Genomic DNA, 19,041 nt, shown 5'->3' with positions numbered 1-19,041 from the left:
GTTACTTTTCAGCACGACCCATAAATTTGTGTTCAACAGTATTAATACGGATACGGTCACCTGTTGAAATATGCTCTGGCACAGAAATATTTAAGCCAGTAGACATACGTGCAGGTTTTGAACGAGCACTCGCAGATGCACCTTTGATAGATGGGTCTGTTTCTTCAACAACAAGTTCAACACTTGACGGTAAATCAAGCCCTACTGGCGCGCCATCAATAACAATTACGTGTACGCCTTGTGTTTCTTCATTAACAAATAAAATTTCTTCGCTAATAGCATCTTTGCTTAAGTTATAAGGCGTGTAATCTTCATTATCCATGAACACATACTCGTCACCATCAATGTACGATAGCATTACTTCACGGCGTGTTAAATCAGCCAGCGTTAGCATGTCACTGTCTTTGAATGTTTCGTCAACTTTACCACCGGTTACCACATCGTATAAACGCATACGGTATAAACTACCACCAGCACGACCTTGCGGCACAGAGCGCACAATATCTTTTACAACTAAAACGCGGCCATTGAAGTCAATAGCAGTACCTTTTTTAACATCACTCGCCTTTGGCATGTGTGAATTCCTATTATTTTTTTGATTGCCAGAAACATACCACGAACTGGATTTTGTTCAACTAAAATTACGTTGGTTTTACGCTACATGTTGTATTAGCTTGTAAAATTTTAATTTATACTAAAATACATATAATCAAATGTGAAAAAAACTGCTATGGTAGCTTTACCGAGTATGACTTCAAGGAATGGATCATGGACCAGAAAAAAGTACATGAGTATTTAGTTAAAAAACCACTTGTTCAGGTTACAAAACCATTTGCGCAAGAGGTTGATGTATATAAAGTGAATCATAAAATGTTTGCGACTCTTGCTATTGGCAATGACGGTCAAACTAATGATGATGGTGAGGTTATTTGGTGGCTTAACTTAAAGTGCGATCCTGATGAAGCAATATCATTGCGTGATATTTTCCCGGCAGTGATCCCTGGTTACCATATGAATAAACGCTTATGGAACACAGTAATTTTAGACGGCACAATTCCACAAGGTGAAATTGAGAGAATGATTGATAACTCATTTAATTTAGTCGTAGAAAACATGCCAGAAAAAGACCGAAAAGCTATTTCACTTCACTTGTAAACACTTTTTGGGCTAGGCTACTAGCCCATTAAAACCCTACACCTTAAGCGTATAAATTAAATCGTCATATAACTTTTCGCCTATTGTATGCACTTTAAAAAGTGTATCGGTATGGGTTAAACCGCACTTACCAAGCACCTTTTCAGAACCAATATTGCCACGCGTTACGACTGCTTTAAACTGCCTAATACCACATTCTTTCCAAGCCCAGTCAATCACAGCTCTTAGGGATTCTGTCGCGTAGCCTTTATTAAAATACTCTGGCAATAATAAATAACCAAGCTCTGCGGTTTCTCCGTCATAGGCAAAACCTGTAACACCCACAGGTTGTTTTGTTTGATTATTAATAATGAGTAAACACAGGGGATGACGTGATTTAGCATTCCACTTAGGCAAGCGTATCTCAAAGCGGTTTCTTACCAGTGACTCCATTGGCATATCAAAACAATACTTGAGGACTTGAGGATCGCGATGAAGCGCAAGAAAAAGAGGCCAATCAGATTCTTCCATTTGGTATATGCTCAATCTTTGTGTAAATAATGTCATTAAGCTCCTCATTTATTTATAAAAACTATAAAAAAACCGCATTTAAATGCGGTTTTTTTAGATAGCAGAAACTTTATTCTTTCGTTTCAATCTCTTTGGTAACTTCAGGCTCAGTTACACTTTGCTCTTGTGACTCAGTGCTTTGTACTTCAGGAGCTACAACCTCAACATGTGTTGCGTTATAAAAAGTAGCACCAGAGCTTGCCATTGTTACCAGTGATTCACATGGTGCAAAGTTAGCATCGCTGTTAGCTAATGTAGACATATCAGAGCTTATTTTACTTGCGCCTAATTTATCCATATAGCTAAACGGGCCACCTAAAAATGGTGGAAAACCAATACCAAATATTGCACCGATATCGCCATCACGTGGGCTGGCAATAATGCCATCATCTAAACAGCGTACTGCTTCGTTAAGCATTTGCGATACACAACGCTTAGCAATTTCGCTCTTGTTTAAACGTGGAGCCGGGGTAACACCCAATAGTTCGTAAACTGACTCATCAACCTTTTTGCCTTTTTTATCGTATTCATAAAAACCACGACCAGACTTACGGCCAAGGCGTTTTGAATCAATCATACGCATAAATGCATCAGGGCCTTTAAAACGCTCGCCTAATTCTTTTTCAAGAATTGGGGCAATTTTAGAGCCAATATCAATACCTACTTCATCAAGTAGAGCCAGCGGGCCTACCGGAAAACCGAACTCAACAAGCGCTGCATCAATCTTTTCAATTGGCTCGCCTGCTAACATTAAGTTAGCAGCTTCGTTTAAGTAAGGCGCTAAAATACGGTTGACGTAAAAACCGGCCATGTCTTTTACAACAATTGGCGTTTTACCTTGCTTACGTGCAAAGTTAACAACGCGGGCAATGGTCTCTTGAGACGTACCTTCGTGTGGAATAATTTCCACTAATGGCATTTTTTCCACTGGTGAAAAGTAATGCAAGCCAATTACATTTTCAGGACGTGCTGCCTGCGCTGCAATTTGCGATATTGGTAATGATGACGTGTTACTTGCAAAAATTGTATTTGCTTGGCATTGCTGCTCTACGTCTGCAACCATACCTTGCTTAAGTGCAAGGTCTTCAAACACCGCTTCTATTACTAAATCAATGTGTTTAAAGCCACTGTAGTCAGTTGTACCTGTAATACGGTTCATCGTTAACTGCACATCAGCTTTAGACATAATACGACGCTTAAGACGCTTATCTAAAATTTTATAGGTGTAGCTCATTGCATTACTAATGCCCTGCTCTGCTACATCTTTAATACGTACCGGTACTTTAGCTTTAACAGCACTTACGTGCGCAATGCCTGCGCCCATTAGTCCACCACCTAAAACAGCAGTTTTGCTTATTGCGGGTGCGTCATCATTGCGCCACTCTTTTTTCATTTCAGTCGTTGCAAAGAAAATACCGCGAAGCGCTTTCGATTCGTCACTCATTACAAGTGTTGCAAAGCTTTCAGCTTCTGTTTTATACGCTTTTAGCTCATCAAGCTCTACACTAGCTCGCACTGCTTTAATAATAGCTAGTGGTGCTGGGTAGTGCCCGCCCGTTTTTTTAAGTACGTTTTCTTTTGCTTTTTTAAAGATAAAGTTACGACCAAACGGGTTTGACTCTAGTAATTTACTAATATTGTCGAGCTTTGGCTCTTTTGCTTGTGGCTTTTTCTTCGCGGCAAATTCTTTTGCAACTTTTAGCAGCACACTGTGCGGTACACAATCATCAAGCACGCCTGCTTTTTTAGCTTGCGTAGGGCGAATTTGTTTACCTGTTAGCATCCACTCAAGTGCTTTTTGAATACCAACAATTTTGGTTAAGCGCTGGGTGCCGCCGCCACCTGGAAGTAAACCAAGTTGTACTTCTGGTAAGCCAATTTTTGTTAAATCACTGTCGGTACCAACACGGTAATCACATGCTAAAGCAAACTCTAAACCACCACCTAATGCAGCGCCATGAATCGCACTTACTGTTGTGTATGGCAGTTTTGTCATATCAAAAAACGCTTGATGACATAGCTCGCTAATAGCTAAAGCATCTTCACGCTTTTGAACGCTATCGAGCATTTTCACATCGGCGCCAGCAATAAAGTTATCGCTTTTTCCGCTTATAAATACCATGCCTTTTACATTTTGCGACTTAGCGTCTTCTAGTAATGCTTTTAAATCATCGGCAAAACTGCTGCGCAGGGTATTCATTTTCTCACCCGGCACATCAATCGTTACCACGGCGATTTTATTTTCATCTACCGCTAAATTAAATACTGAATCTGTCATTACGCGCTCTCCAATACAAAGGCTGCACCTAAACCGCCAGCAGCACACGCTGTTGTTAATGCTAAACCGCCACCACGACGTTTAAGCTCGTGTAAGCTTTGCGTAATTAAGCGTGCACCTGTTGCTGCAAATGGGTGACCATATGCTAAAGAGCCGCCGTTAACGTTAAACTTATCCATGTTAATTTCGCCAATTGCTTTGCTGCGACCTAAATGCTCTTGTGCAAATTTGTCTGAAGCAAACATTTTCATATTGGCAAGTGTTTGCGATGCAAACGCTTCGTGCATTTCAATTAAATCTAAATCAGCAAGGGTAATACCCGCTCTATCTAGTGCAATAGGTGTTGAATGAGCTGGGCCCATTAGCATGTCTTTTTCTACACCAATTGCTGAAAATGCAAAGCTGCGTACATAACCTAGTATTTCGTAACCCAATGCTTTTGCTTTGCTTTCGCTCATCATAAGCACTGCCGCTGCACCATCTGTTAATGGTGTTGCATTTGCTGCGGTAACTGTACCGTGCTGGCGGTCAAACACCGGTTTAAGCTTAGCGTAGCCTTCAACCGTTGAGTTTTTACGAATATTATTGTCTTCTGAAATGAAGCTTTTATATGGCGGTAAATGCGCCGTCATTACTTCATCTTTTAACTTTCCATCAGCCCATGCTTGCGTTGCAAGTGAGTGAGAACGATGTGCTAATGCATCTTGATCTTCACGGCTAATATTATGTGTTTTAGCCATTTGCTCAGCAGTTTGTCCCATTGAAAGGCCTGTTGAGTACTCTGCAACCGCAGGTGGAACTGGTAATAAATCTTTTAAACGCAGTTTTGAAAATATTTTTAAGCGCTGACCAAGCGTACGCGCTTTATTTAAATCAACTAAGCTGCCTGCTAGCTTTTTACTTACACCGATTGGCAATACTGATGACGAATCTGCGCCGCCTGCAATACCTACACTTACAGATCCCGCCATAATAGACTCAGCTACATTAGCAATAGCCTGAAAGCTGGTAGCACATGCGCGCGATACAGAATATGCATCAACCGATACTGGCATACCTGTGCCCAATACAATTTCACGTGCAATATTTGGCGCTTCTGGCATTTGTACTACTTGACCAAATACAAGTTGATCAATTTCTGACTTATTGAAATTTAATCGTTCAAGCATTTCGTTAACCACCAACTTACCCATATCAAGTGCTGGTACATGGTGAAACGCTGTTGCTTGCTTTGCAAAAGGTGTACGTAAGCCGCTAACTATGGCAATACGGTCGCCCTTTGGTGTTTTTAGTATGTTTTGCTCAGACATTTATGCTCTCCCGCTGACAGGTCTGACCTGTTTGTTTTCCTCGATTCTAAACAACCCGTGTGCTAAAGCCAATAGAAAAACACAAATTTATATAAACAGTGTTTAATTACGACTATCACAATAGGCTTTTTTAGACGCATTTACAAAGTTTTGTGGTACGCTAAAAATCGTTAAAAAATAACGAACTATTTTAAAAAATACAGTCTAACTCTTGAGTTACCCAATTATAAACCTTATAAATAGGTCAGTATTTATCACCTAACACTATTAGGTACAAACCCAGCTGACGAGGACAGTCCACTTATTATGGCAGCTAACGCATTTTCACAATTAAAAACGTACTTAGATACACAAATCATTGGCCAGCCAGAGCTTACACAAGCGCTACTTATTGCTATTTTAGCTGATGGTCACTTATTAGTAGAAGGCCCTCCTGGGCTTGCAAAAACACGTGCAGTTAATGCACTTGCTAAAGGTATTGAAGGATCGTTTCAGCGCGTACAGTTTACGCCAGACTTATTACCGGCTGATGTAACAGGCACCGATATTTACCGCCAACAAACTAGCGAGTTTGTATTTGAAAAAGGTCCTCTTTTTCACAACCTAATTTTAGCTGACGAAATTAACCGTGCACCAGCCAAAGTACAATCAGCACTATTAGAAGCCATGGCAGAGCGCCAAGTGACCGTGGGTAAAAACACCTATCCGCTTAGCGAACTATTTTTAGTTATGGCAACACAAAACCCGCTAGAGCAAGAAGGGACTTACCCGTTACCAGAAGCCCAGCTGGATCGCTTTTTACTGCACCTAAGTATTGGCTACCCTGGCGCAGAGCATGAGCTTGATATACTACGTTTAACACGTGGCGAAGCGCTTAACGAGCAACAACCAGTAATGCAAAAAATTAGTCAAAGCGATTTATTTGCAGCTCGTAAAGAAATATTAGGCCTTTATCTAGCAGAGCCACTTGAGCAATATTTAGTACAACTTATTATTGCCACCCGTGAAGGCGCTAAATTAGATGCGCAACTAGGTAGCTGGATTGAGTTTGGTGCAAGTCCGCGTGCAACAATAGCACTTGATAAATGTGCTCGTGCTCATGCATGGCTTCAAGGCCGTGACTTTGTAGCACCTGATGACATTCAAGCTGTTGTGCATAACGTACTGCGTCACCGCATTATTTTAAGTTACGAAGCCCAAGCCGATGGCATTACTAAAGATCAAGTAATAAGCCGTATAGTTGAACTTGTAGCCGTACCATAAGTTATGCAAAAACAATTAGAATCCCAAGCATGGCTCAAACAGAGCCATAGCCACGGTGTTAATTTAGCACTCAAAGAGCTGATGTATTACAAAGCCAAAGCGCAATTGCTTGAACTTGCCCCTAAGGTAAAAATAAAAAATACCTTAACAGGGCAATACCTTGCACCGCACAAAGGCCGGGGAATGGAATTTGCCGAAGTCCGACATTATCAGCAAGGTGACGATATTCGCTCTATTGATTGGCGAGTTACTGCGCGTACCGGCGAAACTCACACAAAGCTCTTTCAAGAAGAAAAAGAACGCCCTGTGTTTGTGTTCACTGATTTTTCAAACTCAATGCTGTTTGGCTCAAAGTTACTGTTAAAGTCGGTGCAAGCTGCGCATATAAGCGCTCTTGTTGCATGGTCGGCATGTCAGCGCGGCGATAGAATTGGCGGTATTGTGTTTAATCAGCACTCGCATTTGGAGTTAAAGCCCAGCGCCCGTGAAAAAGCCGTGCTTAAGCTTTGTCATAATTTATGCGACAACCACCAGCAAGCACTCAACAACATTGATAAAACAGCCCCTAACAACTTTAGCGATAACCTAAAGCGCCTTAACCATTTAGCAAAACCAGGCAGCTTAGTGTATTTAGTGTCTGATTTTAATGCTCTGGATGATGCCAGCTTTAAGCAACTCGAAATATTAAGCCGCCACTGCGAGCTGATTGGTTGCCACATAAGCGATCCATTTGAGCATCAGTTACCTGCGTTTAAGCAAGCAGTCACCGTTAATGCAAATGGTCAAGACTTTGCCCTACCATTAATGGATAACAGCTTTAGAGAACGCTTTGCTAAAAATGCTGAGCAAGCATTTAGTACGCGCTTTAATCGCTTAACTAAATCGGGTCTTAATTTAATATCATTCAATGCAGCAACACCGCTTGAGCTGCAATTAGTGAGAAAATAACCATGCAAACCAATCCACTCGATGGCCTGCACGATATAATAGCGCCAAACCAAGTTAATTGGTGGCCACTCGCCCCTGCTTGGTGGGTTATTATTGCACTGCTGTTTTTAGCACTGTGCGCGGCTATTTATATATTTTACAAAAAACATAAATTTAAAAAGCCTAAACGCTACGCAATACAATTAAGCCAAAGTGAGCAAAATCCTCAGCAACTGCATATTATTTTAAAACGTTTAGTGATTGAATATTACGACAAGCGCCTTGCTGCGCAATCTACCTCTAAATGGTGCACAACACTTAATACACTCACCGGTTTGAACTTTACAGAACAAGAAATACTAAGCCTATATAATCCCAGCCAAAAAGATACAACACTGTGCGAAAAATTTCGCCAAGGTATTAAGCAATTTAAAATAAAGGAGTCAGTACATGTTTGAATTTAGCTGGCCATGGTTATTTTTATTAATACCCTTACCTTTATTACTTTTACTATTAAAACCCGCAGCAAGTAATGCCAGTACGCGTTTACGTATACCCAGTTTTGCAAAGCACAATTTAACCAGCCAAAGTATTGAGCCACTCGCACGACGTTTAAATCCTTTTGAGTGGGTAATTTGGTTATTACTTGTGACTGCCGCTGCCAATCCAACATGGTTAGATGAGCCAATCTCATTGCCAAACGAAGGCCGCGATATAATGCTAGCTGTTGACTTATCAGGCTCTATGACCGAGCAAGACATGGCTTACAATGGCCAATATGTTGACCGCCTTACCATGGTAAAAGCCGTACTCAGTGATTTTATAGAGCAGCGCCAAGGCGACAGGCTTGGGCTGATATTATTTGGCGACACCGCATTTTTACAAACCCCCCTCACGCGCGACGTTAAAACAGTAAGTAAAATGCTCAGTGAAGCGCAAATTGGTTTAGTGGGACGCGCAACAGCCATTGGTGATGCATTGGGTCTTTCGGTAAAGCGCTTTGCCAATAAAGATGAAAGTAATCGTATTGTGGTGCTATTAACCGACGGACAAAACACCGCTGGTAACCTAAACCCAGAAGATGCCTTACTGCTAGCCCGCGAAGAAGGTATTAAAGTGTACACCATTGGCGTTGGCTCAGATAATCCGCGCGGTTTTAGCCTCTTTAATATGGGTGGCTCTAGTGGCAGTAATTTAGATGAAAGCTTACTTAAAAAGATTGCCGAGCAAACTGGCGGATTATACTTTAGAGCCAAAGATGTAGCAGGCCTTCAACAAATTTACGCAGAGCTTGATAAACTTGAACCTATTAGCGCTGACGAGCAAACATTTCGCCCACAAAGCTCATTATTTTACTACCCGTTACTTATCGCTATTTTACTTATTAGCTTAAAAGTAATGCTTAGTACACTGCGTGCATTAAAGGAGCCAAACTAATGGATTTTGAATTTATTCGCCCCGCTCTTTTATGGTTACTCATACCTGCTGTGGCATTATTTTTTGTCGCCTTAATTAAGGATAAAAAAACGACTAGTGAGCAGCTAATTGCACCGCATTTAGCACAATTTATAATGAGCGAAGCAAACACTAAAGCCAGCCAACCACTTTGGTTAGTTGCTTTGTTTTGCAGCCTTGGCATTTTATTTAGTGCTGGGCCTAGCTTTGAGAAAAAACAAGTTCCTGTATTTCAAAGTAAAAGTGCCCGTGTAATTGTTATGGATATGTCGTACTCAATGTACAGCACCGATATTTTACCAAATCGTTTAATGCAATCACGCTTTAAAGCGCTTGATATGATTGAGCTATTTAAAGAAGGTGATACCGCGCTTGTAGCTTACGCAGGCACGGCCTATATAATATCGCCACTAACAAACGACGCCACAACACTCAGTAATTTAATTCCAAGCTTAAGCCCTGAAATAATGCCAGACAAAGGCTCAAACGTTTTAGCCGGTCTTGATATGGCCAAAGAGCTATTAACGCAAGCGGGTTATATTGATGGCGACATTATTTTAGTGACCGACGGTATTGACCAACAAGAACAAAGCGACGTGAGTAGCTTTACCAATAACACCCAATATAGATTAAATATATATGGTGTAGGTACCGCTCAAGGCGCACCGATAAAATTACCTGAAGGTGGTTTTTTGAAAGACAGATACGGCCAAATTGTAGTCCCTACACTTAATGCAGCTCAGCTTAAAAATTTAGCATCAAGCAGTGGCGGTAAATTTGCGAGCTACCAGCCTAGTAATAACGACATAAATACGTTTGCTCCAAGCGCGCAAAGCGAATTGTTAAAAGACGAAAAACAAAGCCATGCACTTTGGCGAATAGATGCCGGTATATACGGACTGTTACTGTTATTGCCATTTGGCTTGTATTTATTTAGGCGAGCTGCATTATTAGGTGCTTTTTTAGTATTTAGCTTTTTACCACAGCAAAATGCGTATGCGGTAGAGCTCCCTACTCTTTTGCAAAATGCAGATCAACGCGCATTAGAGGCTTACAATAATAAAAAGTACGATGAAGCAACACAGGCTCAATCGAGTGAGTTAAAAGGCGCTGCGCTTTATCAGCAAGGTAATTTTGATGGTGCACTTAATGAGTTTAGTAATGATAAGTCGGCTACCGGTTTATACAACTACGGTAATGCCCTTGCCAAAGCTGGCAAGCTTGAGGACGCCATTGAAGCCTACAAACAAGCCCAAACCTTACAAGACGACTTTACACAAGCAACTGACAACCAAGCTTTAGTTGAACAATTACTCAATCAACAAGAGCAACAAAACCAGCAAGATCAGCAAAGCGACGGCGACGACTCTCAAGACCAAGATGATAGCCAGAAAAAAGATGAGCAAAACCAAGGGCAAAATTCTGATGAGTCAAAACAGGATAAGCAACAAAATGGTGATAAAAGCGATTCTGAAAAAGGCGAAAACGAAAGTCAAAGCTCAAGCGATGAAAAATCTGATAAAGAATCAGATAAAGAGTCTGAACAATCAAAAGATCAACAAGGTGAGCCTGGCGAGCAATCAGACAAGCAAAATGAACCTGATATGCAAGCCCAGCCACAAAGTGAGCAAGGGCAAAATAAAGACGCTGACCAACCTAAAGACGAGCAGCAACAAAGTAAGCCACAAGCAATGAATGAGCAACCTGCTACTGATGAGCAAAAACAAAATGCTCAGCAACAAGCTATGCAAGCCCAAGCAAGTGAGCTCACTAATGAAGAAAAAGAAAAAGCACAACAGCTTAATCAACTACTTAGAAAAGTCCCGGACGATCCGGCTATTTTATTACGGAATAAAATGCAATTAGAAGCCCAAAAAAGACAATATAAACGTCGCCCTACAGGAGTCGAAAAATCATGGTAATGCGATTATTTTGCTGTTTATTGCTATTAAGTGCGATGCCTTCGTGGGCTGCCACCAAATTAGAAGCCAGCGTAGATAAAAACCCTGTTTTAGCGGGTGAATTTTTTATGCTTAATATATCCGTAGACGATACAGTTAAAGGCGAGCAACCAGACACCTCATCGCTGTTAAAAGACTTTGTGGTAGGCCCAACAAGCTTAAGTTCTCGTACCAACATTATTAATGGCAGCATTAATAAACAAACCACGTGGTCAGTTAAATTAATGACCCGTGCAGAGGGTGATTACACTATTCCTGCATTTAGCGTTGCAGGGTTAACCTCACAGCCTATTAAATTAAAAGTGGCAAAACGCTCAGTTGATGCAGATAAAAATAACGAAATATTTTTAAAAACGTCGCTCTCGAGTAATTCATTGTTTGTCCAAGAAGCCGGTGTTTACACTATTAAGCTTTACCTTGCGAAAGAGCTGCTTGATGGCAGCTTAAGCACACCAAGTATGGAAGATGCTCAGCTAACCCAATTGGGTAAGCAAACTGAAAGCTATGAGCTTGTTGATGGTAAACGCTACCTTGTTATTACTCGCGAGTATTTGATTCAGCCACAAAAAAGTGGTGCGTACACTATTGCAGGCCCTGCTTTTCAAGGACGAGTACAACAAAATTATCGTCAGTTAGAAGTATCGGCCCTTGGGGACGATCAGCAAGTAGAAATTAAACCAATTCCGAGTGACTACAAGGGCGCATGGTTACCAAGCGAGCTAGTTAGTCTTGATGAAGAATGGCAACCTAACGACAACACCGTAGAAGTAGGTACACCTATAACACGTACTATTACACTTACCGCGCTTGGAGTTACAAAAGAGCAACTGCCTGAAATTACAATGCCTACTATTGATGGCATACGCAGCTACCCTGATAAAAAAGAAAATAACAATGCAGTACGTGGCGGACGCGTTGTATCGCAGCAAACGGCATCGTATGCATTACTGCCGCAAAAACCAGGTACTTACACTTTACCTGAAATACAGCTGCCTTGGTTTAATACTAAAATGAACCGTATTAGCGTAGCTACATTACCAAAGCGCACTATAACGGTAACGCCAAGTAGTACCGCACCTAATACCGCTGTGGCAAATCCGCAGCCAAATATAAATAATTCATCTGTTATTGAAAATATATCGAATGAAGATCTAGGCACACAAAACATTGAAATTAAAAAAGATACTCCTCTTTGGTTAATTGTAGTTGCCGTTTTAGGATATATTTTATGGATTGGTACTGTAATTTTTTATCTAGTTACCCGTTCTTCTAAAAATACGACTGAAAAAGTACAGATTAATAGTGGGCGTATTGTTCAGCCAAACTTAAATGAGCTTAAAGCTTTAGCTAAAACACACGATGTGAAAGCTTTTTACAATGCACTAAATAGCTTTGCTATAAAAGTTACCCACAAAAATGTGGGCGCTATTGATGAGCTTTGTAGCCGCATAAATAGTAGTGAGCTAAATGGTTTTATTAACCAATTACAGGCGCAACTTTATAGCAATAAAGACGCAAACACGGATCTTAATGCTATTATTAAAATTATTGAGAACTATCAAACTCAAGCATCAAAGTCGCAACAAGCTGTATTAAAAGACCTTTATGATTAATAACTACGATACTCAGGTCTTTTTTTGCAATAAATAATAATTTTTAATTAAAAAAAGTGCTTATGCTTGGAAAGAAAAAATCAAACAATCAGGTCTTAATCGATATGGCAGAGAAACAAAAGCGTTATGAAGCCTTGGTCCACGTTTACAATAAAGAGCTTTATCGCTTTGCTTATTGGTTATGCCGTGATCCGCACATAGCAGATGATTTAGTACAAGAAACGTTTTTACGCGCGTGGCGTTCTCTCGACTCTTTACTTGATCAAAAGGCAGCTAAACCCTGGCTGCTTACTATATTACGAAGAGAAAACGCACGCAGATTTGAGCGTAAACAGTTTGATTACAGCGACGTAGAAAACGATACGCTTGTTGATGAAACCAGCCACTCATTAGATGATGAAATGGAGCAAACGGTTATCCAACGCCAGATTGCCCTGCTATCTGATGAATACCGAGAGCCATTATTACTACAAGTTGTAATGGGCTGCTCTGGCGAAGAGATCGCAGGCATACTTAATTTAAATAAAAACACGGTAATGACTCGTTTATACCGTGCCCGAAATCAACTTAAAGAGGCTTTAAGCCGTGATGATGAACAACTTAAAGGGGCATCAAAATAATGGATGAACTTGAGTTTCGTCGCCGCACTATTGCGCAGCCAAACGACATTGACAAGGAGCTCATGGAGTTTGCTAACAATAACCCTGAGCGACAAAGTTTTATTAACGATATGAAAGATTTTGATAAGTATATTCAAGATGCTTTAGACATACCTGTGCCAGAAAATCTTGCAGACCGTATTCTTTTAAACACATCATTAAAAGAAAAAGCACTACAAGAAGAGCAAGCAACGGGAAAAAACGTGGTTGATGCCCGATCGCGTTTTAAGTTTGACCGGGTGCATCTTGCATTAGCAGCGTCTTTTGTAGTTGCTATTAGTGCCTTCTTTTTTAGTACAGAGCAAAATATTGCACACGAAGCAGGTGAACATGCACTAGCCCATGTGTACTACGAAATTAATGCGCTTGATAAAAAAGAGCCTATTAGCCTACAAAGCGTTAACGACAAGCTTGCAGTATTAGGCGGTCATCTTGATGAGCTTCCTGGTGCCGTAACGTACGCTATGTTTTGTGATTTTGAAGGCGAAAAAGGTCTGCACTTAATATTTGAGTCCGACTTTGGCCCAATGACTGTATTTATAGTGCCATCTGAAAATAAATCATTTGGTTTTGGTGATGATAACTTCCGCGATGACCGCTTTGAAGGTCATATTAATCGTGGTCCACAAGCAGATACTATTTTAGTGGCAAGTGTTGGCGCACCTCTAAATACTTATAACGAACGCGTTACAGGCGCTATTCGTTGGTTATAATTTTTACGTAATTAAAAAACCGCTTAATATTTATTAAGCGGTTTTTTTGTGTCTATTAAATAGATTAAATTACACTCAAACCATCTGATTTTAAAAGTAATTATTTATATCTCCCCTTAAAGTAAATTATAATCGCGGCTCGATTAAAATTAAGGGTTTTCATGAAGAACATCATCGTTATTTTTTCATTATTGGCATTATTATGTACTGCCAGTTTTGATGCACACGCACGTAAAAAGTTTGGTAGCAGCAAACGCGGAAAAACGCCTACAACACAACAAACCACACAAAATAAACAATCAGATGTACCTGCATCAACAGCACCTAAAGCCACATCAAATAAAAAAGGCATTATGGCAGGCGTTTTGGGTGGTCTTTTAGCTGGTGGCTTAATTGCAGCAATGTTAGGCGACGATTTTGAAGGTTTTCAGCTATTAGAAATGATTTTATTAGCTGGCGGACTATTTATTTTATTTAAGCTAGTAACCGGTTTTTTACGTGCGAATCGTGCACCGCAACTTGCAAATGCCAGTGCAGGTACAAGTACTCAACAAAATGCTTTTAAACAAACACCGATTGAGCAGCCAATGAGTACAGGCTTTGCAAGCAATGCACCGCAAGGTGAAAGTGTGCCATTTAATTTACCACCTAACTTTGACGTTAATGGCTTTTTGCAAGGTGCCCGTAGTCATTACCATACGCTACAAACTGCATGGAATAATGCCGATTACACCACAATGGCTGAATACTTGAGCTCTGAACTTGTTGCCGAATTTAAAGCTGAGCGTGAAGCAATACAAAGCGTAGACACTGAAGTAATGTTTATTGATGCCGAACTTGTGCGTGCAGATACAAATGCGCAATCGTGGCAGGTTAGTGTTCGCTTTAAAGGTAAATACCGTGATTTAAGCGATAAAAAAGAAGAGCCTATTTTAGAAATTTGGCACTTAGAACGCCTAATTTCAGATGATGCTCCATGGCTAATAGTGGGTGTTGAAGATTTAATTGATACGCAATAAGCGTTAACGTTTAAAACACCGCGCTTTTTAGCGCGGTGTTTTTTTATTTAAAAAACAATTGATTTACCGCGCCCTGATGCTTCAGAAGCAGCATCTAATTTACCCTCTTTATTAATAATAACGTGTAAGTCGCCAAAGTGTCTCTCGTCTATGGTGTAACCCATTTTTATAAGTTCTGCTTTTACGCTATCAGTTAAACCTTTATGGGATCTAATTATATTTTTAGGCCATAGTTGGTGATGAAAACGAGGGCTATTTACAACCTGCTCTGCACTCATATCAAACTCTACCGCATTTAAAATAGATTCGTACACAGAGCTAATAATAGTTGTGCCACCAGGCGAGCCTGTCACCATTTTAACAGTGTTGTCTTTAAGTAGTATTGTAGGTGTCATAGAACTCAACATACGCTTGTGTGGCTGTATTTCATTAGCTTTACCACCTATTGCACCAAACACATTCATAACGCCTGGTTTGGCGCTAAAGTCGTCCATTTCATCATTTAAAATAAATCCCGCACCTTCAACAACTACACCGCTACCAAACCCTAAGTTTATTGTGGTGGTATTTGCGACAGCGTTACCCATTTTATCAACGATTGAAAAGTGCGTAGTTTGCTCACTTTCTTTAAGGCCCGATTTAATATTTTCGGTAGTCGAGATAGCGGTTAACGAAATGCCATTACTGCGCTCTTTGAGGTAGTTAATATTAGTTAACGCGTTTACTGGTACATCAAAAAAATCAGGATCGCCTAAATACTCTGCTCTATCTGCAAATACACGTTTACCTATTTCAGAAAGTAAGTGCACATACTGAGTCGAGTTATGCGCTAAGCCTGCATTTGGTTTTTGTAACTCATACATTTTGAGCCACTGTAAAATAGCAATACCACCTGAACTCGGCGGTGGCGAAGTAAGTACTTCATAACCATTCCAACTTGCTTTAATGGGTGTACGTGATTTAGCGGTATAATTTTTTAAATCATCTTGATTAATAATACCACCATGCTGGTGCATAAATTTAGCAATAATATTTGCAGTCTCGCCTTTATAAAATCCATCTTGGCCGTTATCACGAATACGCTTTAGCGTTGCCGCTAGCTCGGGTTGCTTAAAGACTTTATTGGCTTTTACATCAGCAAAATATTTTTCGAAGTTTACATTTATTTTTTGCTCTTTTAGATGGGCTATATAATGGCTAACACCTTTTGCTAACTTAGGCGGAACTACAAACCCTTGCTCAGCCAACGTTACAGCAGGCTGTACGAGTGTTTCCCACTTTAAAGTGCCATGCTTTTGATGTGCAAGCCACATACCCGCTACACTGCCAGGTACACCGCTTGCGTGAATGCCGTATATTGATTTGTTTGCAATAACATTACCTTGCTCATCTAAATACATATCACGATGAGCCGCTGTTGGCGCTGTTTCGCGATAATCTATAAAATCGCCTTTGCCATCTTTTTGAATAAGCATAAATCCCCCGCCGCCAATATTTCCGGCTTCAGGAAGCGTCACTGCAAGTACAAATTGTGCCGTAATAGCTGCATCAACAGCATTACCGCCTTGCTCTAATATACTTTTAGCAGCATCGGCACTGAACGAGTCTGGCATTGCGACCGCGCTTTGCGCTAAAGGCTGCGCCAAAACACTAAAAGTAGTGAACTGTAAAACCAGTACACTTTTGACGATTAATTTACGTGGTGAAAAAAACAATCCCATACAACATCCTTAATTTATTATTTTTGTTGCCCATATTAATGCACGTCACTTAAGGACAGGTCAATCTTTATGCTGTTGATATTTAATCATCTTCAAACGTTTTTTGAATAAAGTACCGCGGGTAAGTCGCCTTGCTCATCTGTATGTATATAATTTTTTATAAATTGCAGGCCTAACTTTTTCATTATTGTTATAGAGGCCGTATTATCTTTTAGTGCAGTTGCGCTTATCGCCTTAACGTCATCTTGCTTAATGAGTTCATCACATAATGCTATAGCCGCCTCGGTTGCATAACCATGCCCCCAACTCGCTTGTTTAAAGCGCCAACCTATTTCAATATCGCTGTAATTTGGTGCATCACTAAAGAAATTCATAGGTCTTATTAATACCCAGCCAATAAATGTATTGGTTTGCTTTAGAGTGATACTCCACAGCCCCCAGCCTTTTAGCTCATTTCGATATGCGAGCATACGAGGCACTCCCTCATTTTTTATTTGTTCTAAAGAGGTAGGTACACCTCGCGTTAAATACTGCATTACGGCGGGGTCTTGGTCGAGTTCAAATAATTGAGGCCAATCGTGCTCATTCATTAATTTAAAATTTAATCGTTTTGTTACGGGGGCGTTCATTTTCATTGTTGTATAGTCTGCCTCGAATTAATTATCAGTCTCTAAAGGAGATAGCACATGAATAAATTAGCAGGTTTAGCTTTATTAGGCACTTTAATTACATTAACTGGTTGTGAAGATGCCAACGAAGTAAAAGAAGATGCAAAAGATAAAAGCGCACAAATGCAAGAAAAGCTTGGTGATGCATGGAACGACGTTAAAGAGACAACTAACGATCTTAAAAATGATGAGTCTTTAAACGAGCTATTAGAGCAAAGTAAAACAATGGGCTTAGACATGTACGACGACGGCAAAGAGATTGCGGTTGATGCATGGATTAAAAGCAAAGAAGCTGCTGGCGAGTTAACTGAAAAAACTAAGCAGAAAGCGCAAGAAATTGCTGACGAAATTGAGCAAGCGCGTAAAGAACATAACGAAGGTTAATTTAACTTTCGATAATAAAAAAGGAAAGCCTCGGCTTTCCTTTTTTGTTTTAAGCAGTTTAGCCCTGACATGTGTTTACATATTTAGGGCTTATAAGCTCAAATTAACCTTTGTACTTACTCATAACTAAAGTCGCGTTTGTGCCACCAAAGCCAAAGCTATTAGACATTACAGTATTTAACTCAACATCACGACGTTCAGTAATAATATCTAAACCTGCCGCTTGCTCATCTAGCTCATCAATATTAATTGAAGGCGCTACAAAGCTGTGCTCTAGCATTAATAATGAAAAGATAGCTTCGTGAACACCCGCAGCACCGAGAGCATGACCCGTCATTGCTTTTGTTGCGCTGATCATTGGTGACTTACCACCAAACACTTCTTGAATCGCACCAAGCTCTTTAACGTCGCCTACAGGTGTAGATGTACCATGCGTGTTTAAGTAATCAATACTGTCTACATCTTGCATAGCTTGGCGCATACAACGTGCTGCACCTTCGCCAGATGGAGCAACCATGTCGTAGCCATCTGATGTTGCACCGTAGCCAACAATTTCAGCGTAAATGTGCGCGCCACGTGCAAGTGCATGTTCAAGTTCTTCAACTACAACAATACCGCCGCCGCCAGATATAACAAAACCATCGCGGTTTGCATCGTATGTACGAGACGCTTTTTCTGGTGTTTCGTTGTACTTAGTAGAAAGTGCGCCCATAGCGTCAAATTCCATTGCCAATGTCCAGTGTAGTTCTTCACCGCCACCAGCAAAAACAACATCTTGCTTACCTAATTGAATTTGTTCTACTGCATTACCAATACAATGCGCAGATGTTGCACATGCAGAGCTAATTGAGTAGTTAACACCTTTAATTTTAAAGGGTGTTGCTAAACAAGCAGATGTAGTGCTCGCCATAGTACGTGGAACCATATAAGGCCCTACACGTTTTACGCCTTTTTCACGTAAAATATCAGCAGCTTCTACCTGCCATTTAGACGAACCACCGCCAGAGCCAACAATAATACCCGTGCGCTCATTTGATACTTGGTCGTCAGTCAAACCTGAGTCTTCAATTGCTTGAGTCATAGAAATATAAGAGTAAGCAGCAGCATCACCCATAAAGCGCATTGCTTTGCGGTCAACATGTGCTTTAACGTCAATATCAATTTTACCCGATACGTTACTACGTAACTTATAATCGGCAAATTCTTGGTTAAAAGCGATACCGCTTTTGCCCGTTTTTAACGATTCTAATACTTCTTCTTTGTTGTTACCAATGCTTGATACAACACCGATACCTGTAATTACAGCTCTTCTCATGGGTAATTCCCTTAGCTTAATACTTAATTGCATTCTATTTTACGCGAATTT

18 protein-coding genes are annotated in these 19,041 nt (G+C 40.4%); 11 read left to right on the top strand and 7 right to left on the bottom strand.

The window, feature by feature from the left end:
- Window position 1: 1 nt before the first annotated feature.
- The gene (gene efpL, locus I6F48_RS17680; protein WP_007580599.1) at window positions 2-574 is read right to left on the bottom strand and encodes an elongation factor P-like protein EfpL; all 573 of its coding nucleotides are present in this window, start codon (window positions 572-574) and stop codon (window positions 2-4) included.
- Between the two features lie 194 nt (window positions 575-768).
- Between efpL and I6F48_RS17675 the strand changes: the two genes are divergently transcribed.
- Window positions 769-1,155, top strand: coding sequence for an MmcQ/YjbR family DNA-binding protein (locus I6F48_RS17675; protein WP_007580596.1), 387 nt, complete (start codon window positions 769-771; stop codon window positions 1,153-1,155).
- A gap of 36 nt (window positions 1,156-1,191) precedes the next feature.
- On the opposite strand, the gene I6F48_RS17670 is transcribed toward I6F48_RS17675, so the two are convergent.
- The 3 genes from I6F48_RS17670 to fadI form a co-directional block, all read right to left on the bottom strand.
- Complete coding sequence (locus I6F48_RS17670) at window positions 1,192-1,701, bottom strand: GNAT family N-acetyltransferase (protein ID WP_007580595.1); 510 nt, start codon at window positions 1,699-1,701, stop codon at window positions 1,192-1,194.
- Window positions 1,702-1,774: 73 nt separating this feature from the next.
- On the bottom strand, window positions 1,775-3,982 hold the full coding sequence (fadJ, locus tag I6F48_RS17665) for a fatty acid oxidation complex subunit alpha FadJ (RefSeq protein WP_165729177.1): 2,208 nt from the start codon (window positions 3,980-3,982) through the stop codon (window positions 1,775-1,777).
- The gene (gene fadI, locus I6F48_RS17660; protein WP_004335629.1) at window positions 3,982-5,292 is read right to left on the bottom strand and encodes an acetyl-CoA C-acyltransferase FadI; all 1,311 of its coding nucleotides are present in this window, start codon (window positions 5,290-5,292) and stop codon (window positions 3,982-3,984) included. Before fadI ends, fadJ begins: the two co-directional genes overlap by 1 nt.
- Window positions 5,293-5,598: 306 nt before the next feature.
- On the opposite strand from fadI, the gene I6F48_RS17655 reads away from it, so the two are divergent.
- The 9 genes from I6F48_RS17655 to I6F48_RS17615 all read left to right on the top strand — a co-directional run bounded on the left by I6F48_RS17655 (window position 5,599) and on the right by I6F48_RS17615 (window position 14,902).
- Entirely contained in the window at window positions 5,599-6,555 is a 957-nt protein-coding gene (locus tag I6F48_RS17655; RefSeq protein WP_004335627.1) for an AAA family ATPase, read from the top strand.
- A 3-nt stretch (window positions 6,556-6,558) separates the two neighbouring features.
- Window positions 6,559-7,503, top strand: coding sequence for a DUF58 domain-containing protein (locus I6F48_RS17650; protein ID WP_010554656.1), 945 nt, complete (start codon window positions 6,559-6,561; stop codon window positions 7,501-7,503).
- Between the two features lie 2 nt (window positions 7,504-7,505).
- Window positions 7,506-7,940 carry a DUF4381 domain-containing protein gene (locus tag I6F48_RS17645; RefSeq protein WP_165729176.1) on the top strand — a complete coding sequence of 145 codons (435 nt, stop codon included), beginning with the start codon at window positions 7,506-7,508 and terminating at the stop codon, window positions 7,938-7,940.
- The gene (locus tag I6F48_RS17640; protein WP_165729175.1) at window positions 7,933-8,919 is read left to right on the top strand and encodes a vWA domain-containing protein; all 987 of its coding nucleotides are present in this window, start codon (window positions 7,933-7,935) and stop codon (window positions 8,917-8,919) included. Before I6F48_RS17645 ends, I6F48_RS17640 begins: the two co-directional genes overlap by 8 nt.
- On the top strand, window positions 8,919-10,859 hold the full coding sequence (locus I6F48_RS17635; RefSeq protein WP_197119963.1) for a VWA domain-containing protein: 1,941 nt from the start codon (window positions 8,919-8,921) through the stop codon (window positions 10,857-10,859). Before I6F48_RS17640 ends, I6F48_RS17635 begins: the two co-directional genes overlap by 1 nt.
- Complete coding sequence (locus I6F48_RS17630) at window positions 10,853-12,511, top strand: BatD family protein (protein WP_197119962.1); 1,659 nt, start codon at window positions 10,853-10,855, stop codon at window positions 12,509-12,511. Before I6F48_RS17635 ends, I6F48_RS17630 begins: the two co-directional genes overlap by 7 nt.
- A gap of 62 nt (window positions 12,512-12,573) precedes the next feature.
- On the top strand, window positions 12,574-13,131 hold the full coding sequence (locus I6F48_RS17625; protein ID WP_032827217.1) for a sigma-70 family RNA polymerase sigma factor: 558 nt from the start codon (window positions 12,574-12,576) through the stop codon (window positions 13,129-13,131).
- The gene (locus I6F48_RS17620; RefSeq protein ID WP_197119961.1) at window positions 13,131-13,883 is read left to right on the top strand and encodes a DUF3379 family protein; all 753 of its coding nucleotides are present in this window, start codon (window positions 13,131-13,133) and stop codon (window positions 13,881-13,883) included. The genes I6F48_RS17625 and I6F48_RS17620 overlap by 1 nt, the downstream gene beginning before the upstream one ends.
- 161 nt (window positions 13,884-14,044) lie before the next feature.
- Window positions 14,045-14,902, top strand: coding sequence for a Tim44 domain-containing protein (locus I6F48_RS17615; RefSeq protein WP_197119960.1), 858 nt, complete (start codon window positions 14,045-14,047; stop codon window positions 14,900-14,902).
- Window positions 14,903-14,949: 47 nt separating this feature from the next.
- Here the strand turns inward: I6F48_RS17615 and ggt are convergent, their stop codons facing one another.
- Together ggt and I6F48_RS17605 are read right to left on the bottom strand one after the other, a co-directional pair.
- Window positions 14,950-16,623, bottom strand: coding sequence for a gamma-glutamyltransferase (gene ggt / locus I6F48_RS17610; RefSeq protein WP_197119959.1), 1,674 nt, complete (start codon window positions 16,621-16,623; stop codon window positions 14,950-14,952).
- Between the two features lie 92 nt (window positions 16,624-16,715).
- Window positions 16,716-17,258: a GNAT family N-acetyltransferase gene (locus I6F48_RS17605; protein ID WP_166419200.1), complete on the bottom strand. Its 543-nt coding sequence runs from the start codon at window positions 17,256-17,258 to the stop codon at window positions 16,716-16,718.
- 51 nt (window positions 17,259-17,309) lie between these two features.
- Here I6F48_RS17605 and I6F48_RS17600 point away from each other — a divergent pair, with 51 nt between their 5' ends.
- Entirely contained in the window at window positions 17,310-17,675 is a 366-nt protein-coding gene (locus I6F48_RS17600) for a hypothetical protein (RefSeq protein ID WP_008169794.1), read from the top strand.
- Window positions 17,676-17,778: 103 nt separating this feature from the next.
- On the opposite strand, the gene fabB is transcribed toward I6F48_RS17600, so the two are convergent.
- Window positions 17,779-18,990: a beta-ketoacyl-ACP synthase I gene (gene fabB / locus I6F48_RS17595; RefSeq protein WP_166419201.1), complete on the bottom strand. Its 1,212-nt coding sequence runs from the start codon at window positions 18,988-18,990 to the stop codon at window positions 17,779-17,781.
- Window positions 18,991-19,041 lie beyond the last annotated feature (51 nt).

The sequence above is a fragment of the Pseudoalteromonas sp. SWYJ118 genome, assembly GCF_015864505.1.
GTDB classification, from domain to species: Bacteria; Pseudomonadota; Gammaproteobacteria; order Enterobacterales; family Alteromonadaceae; genus Pseudoalteromonas; species Pseudoalteromonas arctica.
Note: the sequence above shows the minus strand (reverse complement) of the source record. Positions and strands in the feature narration are given on the sequence as shown.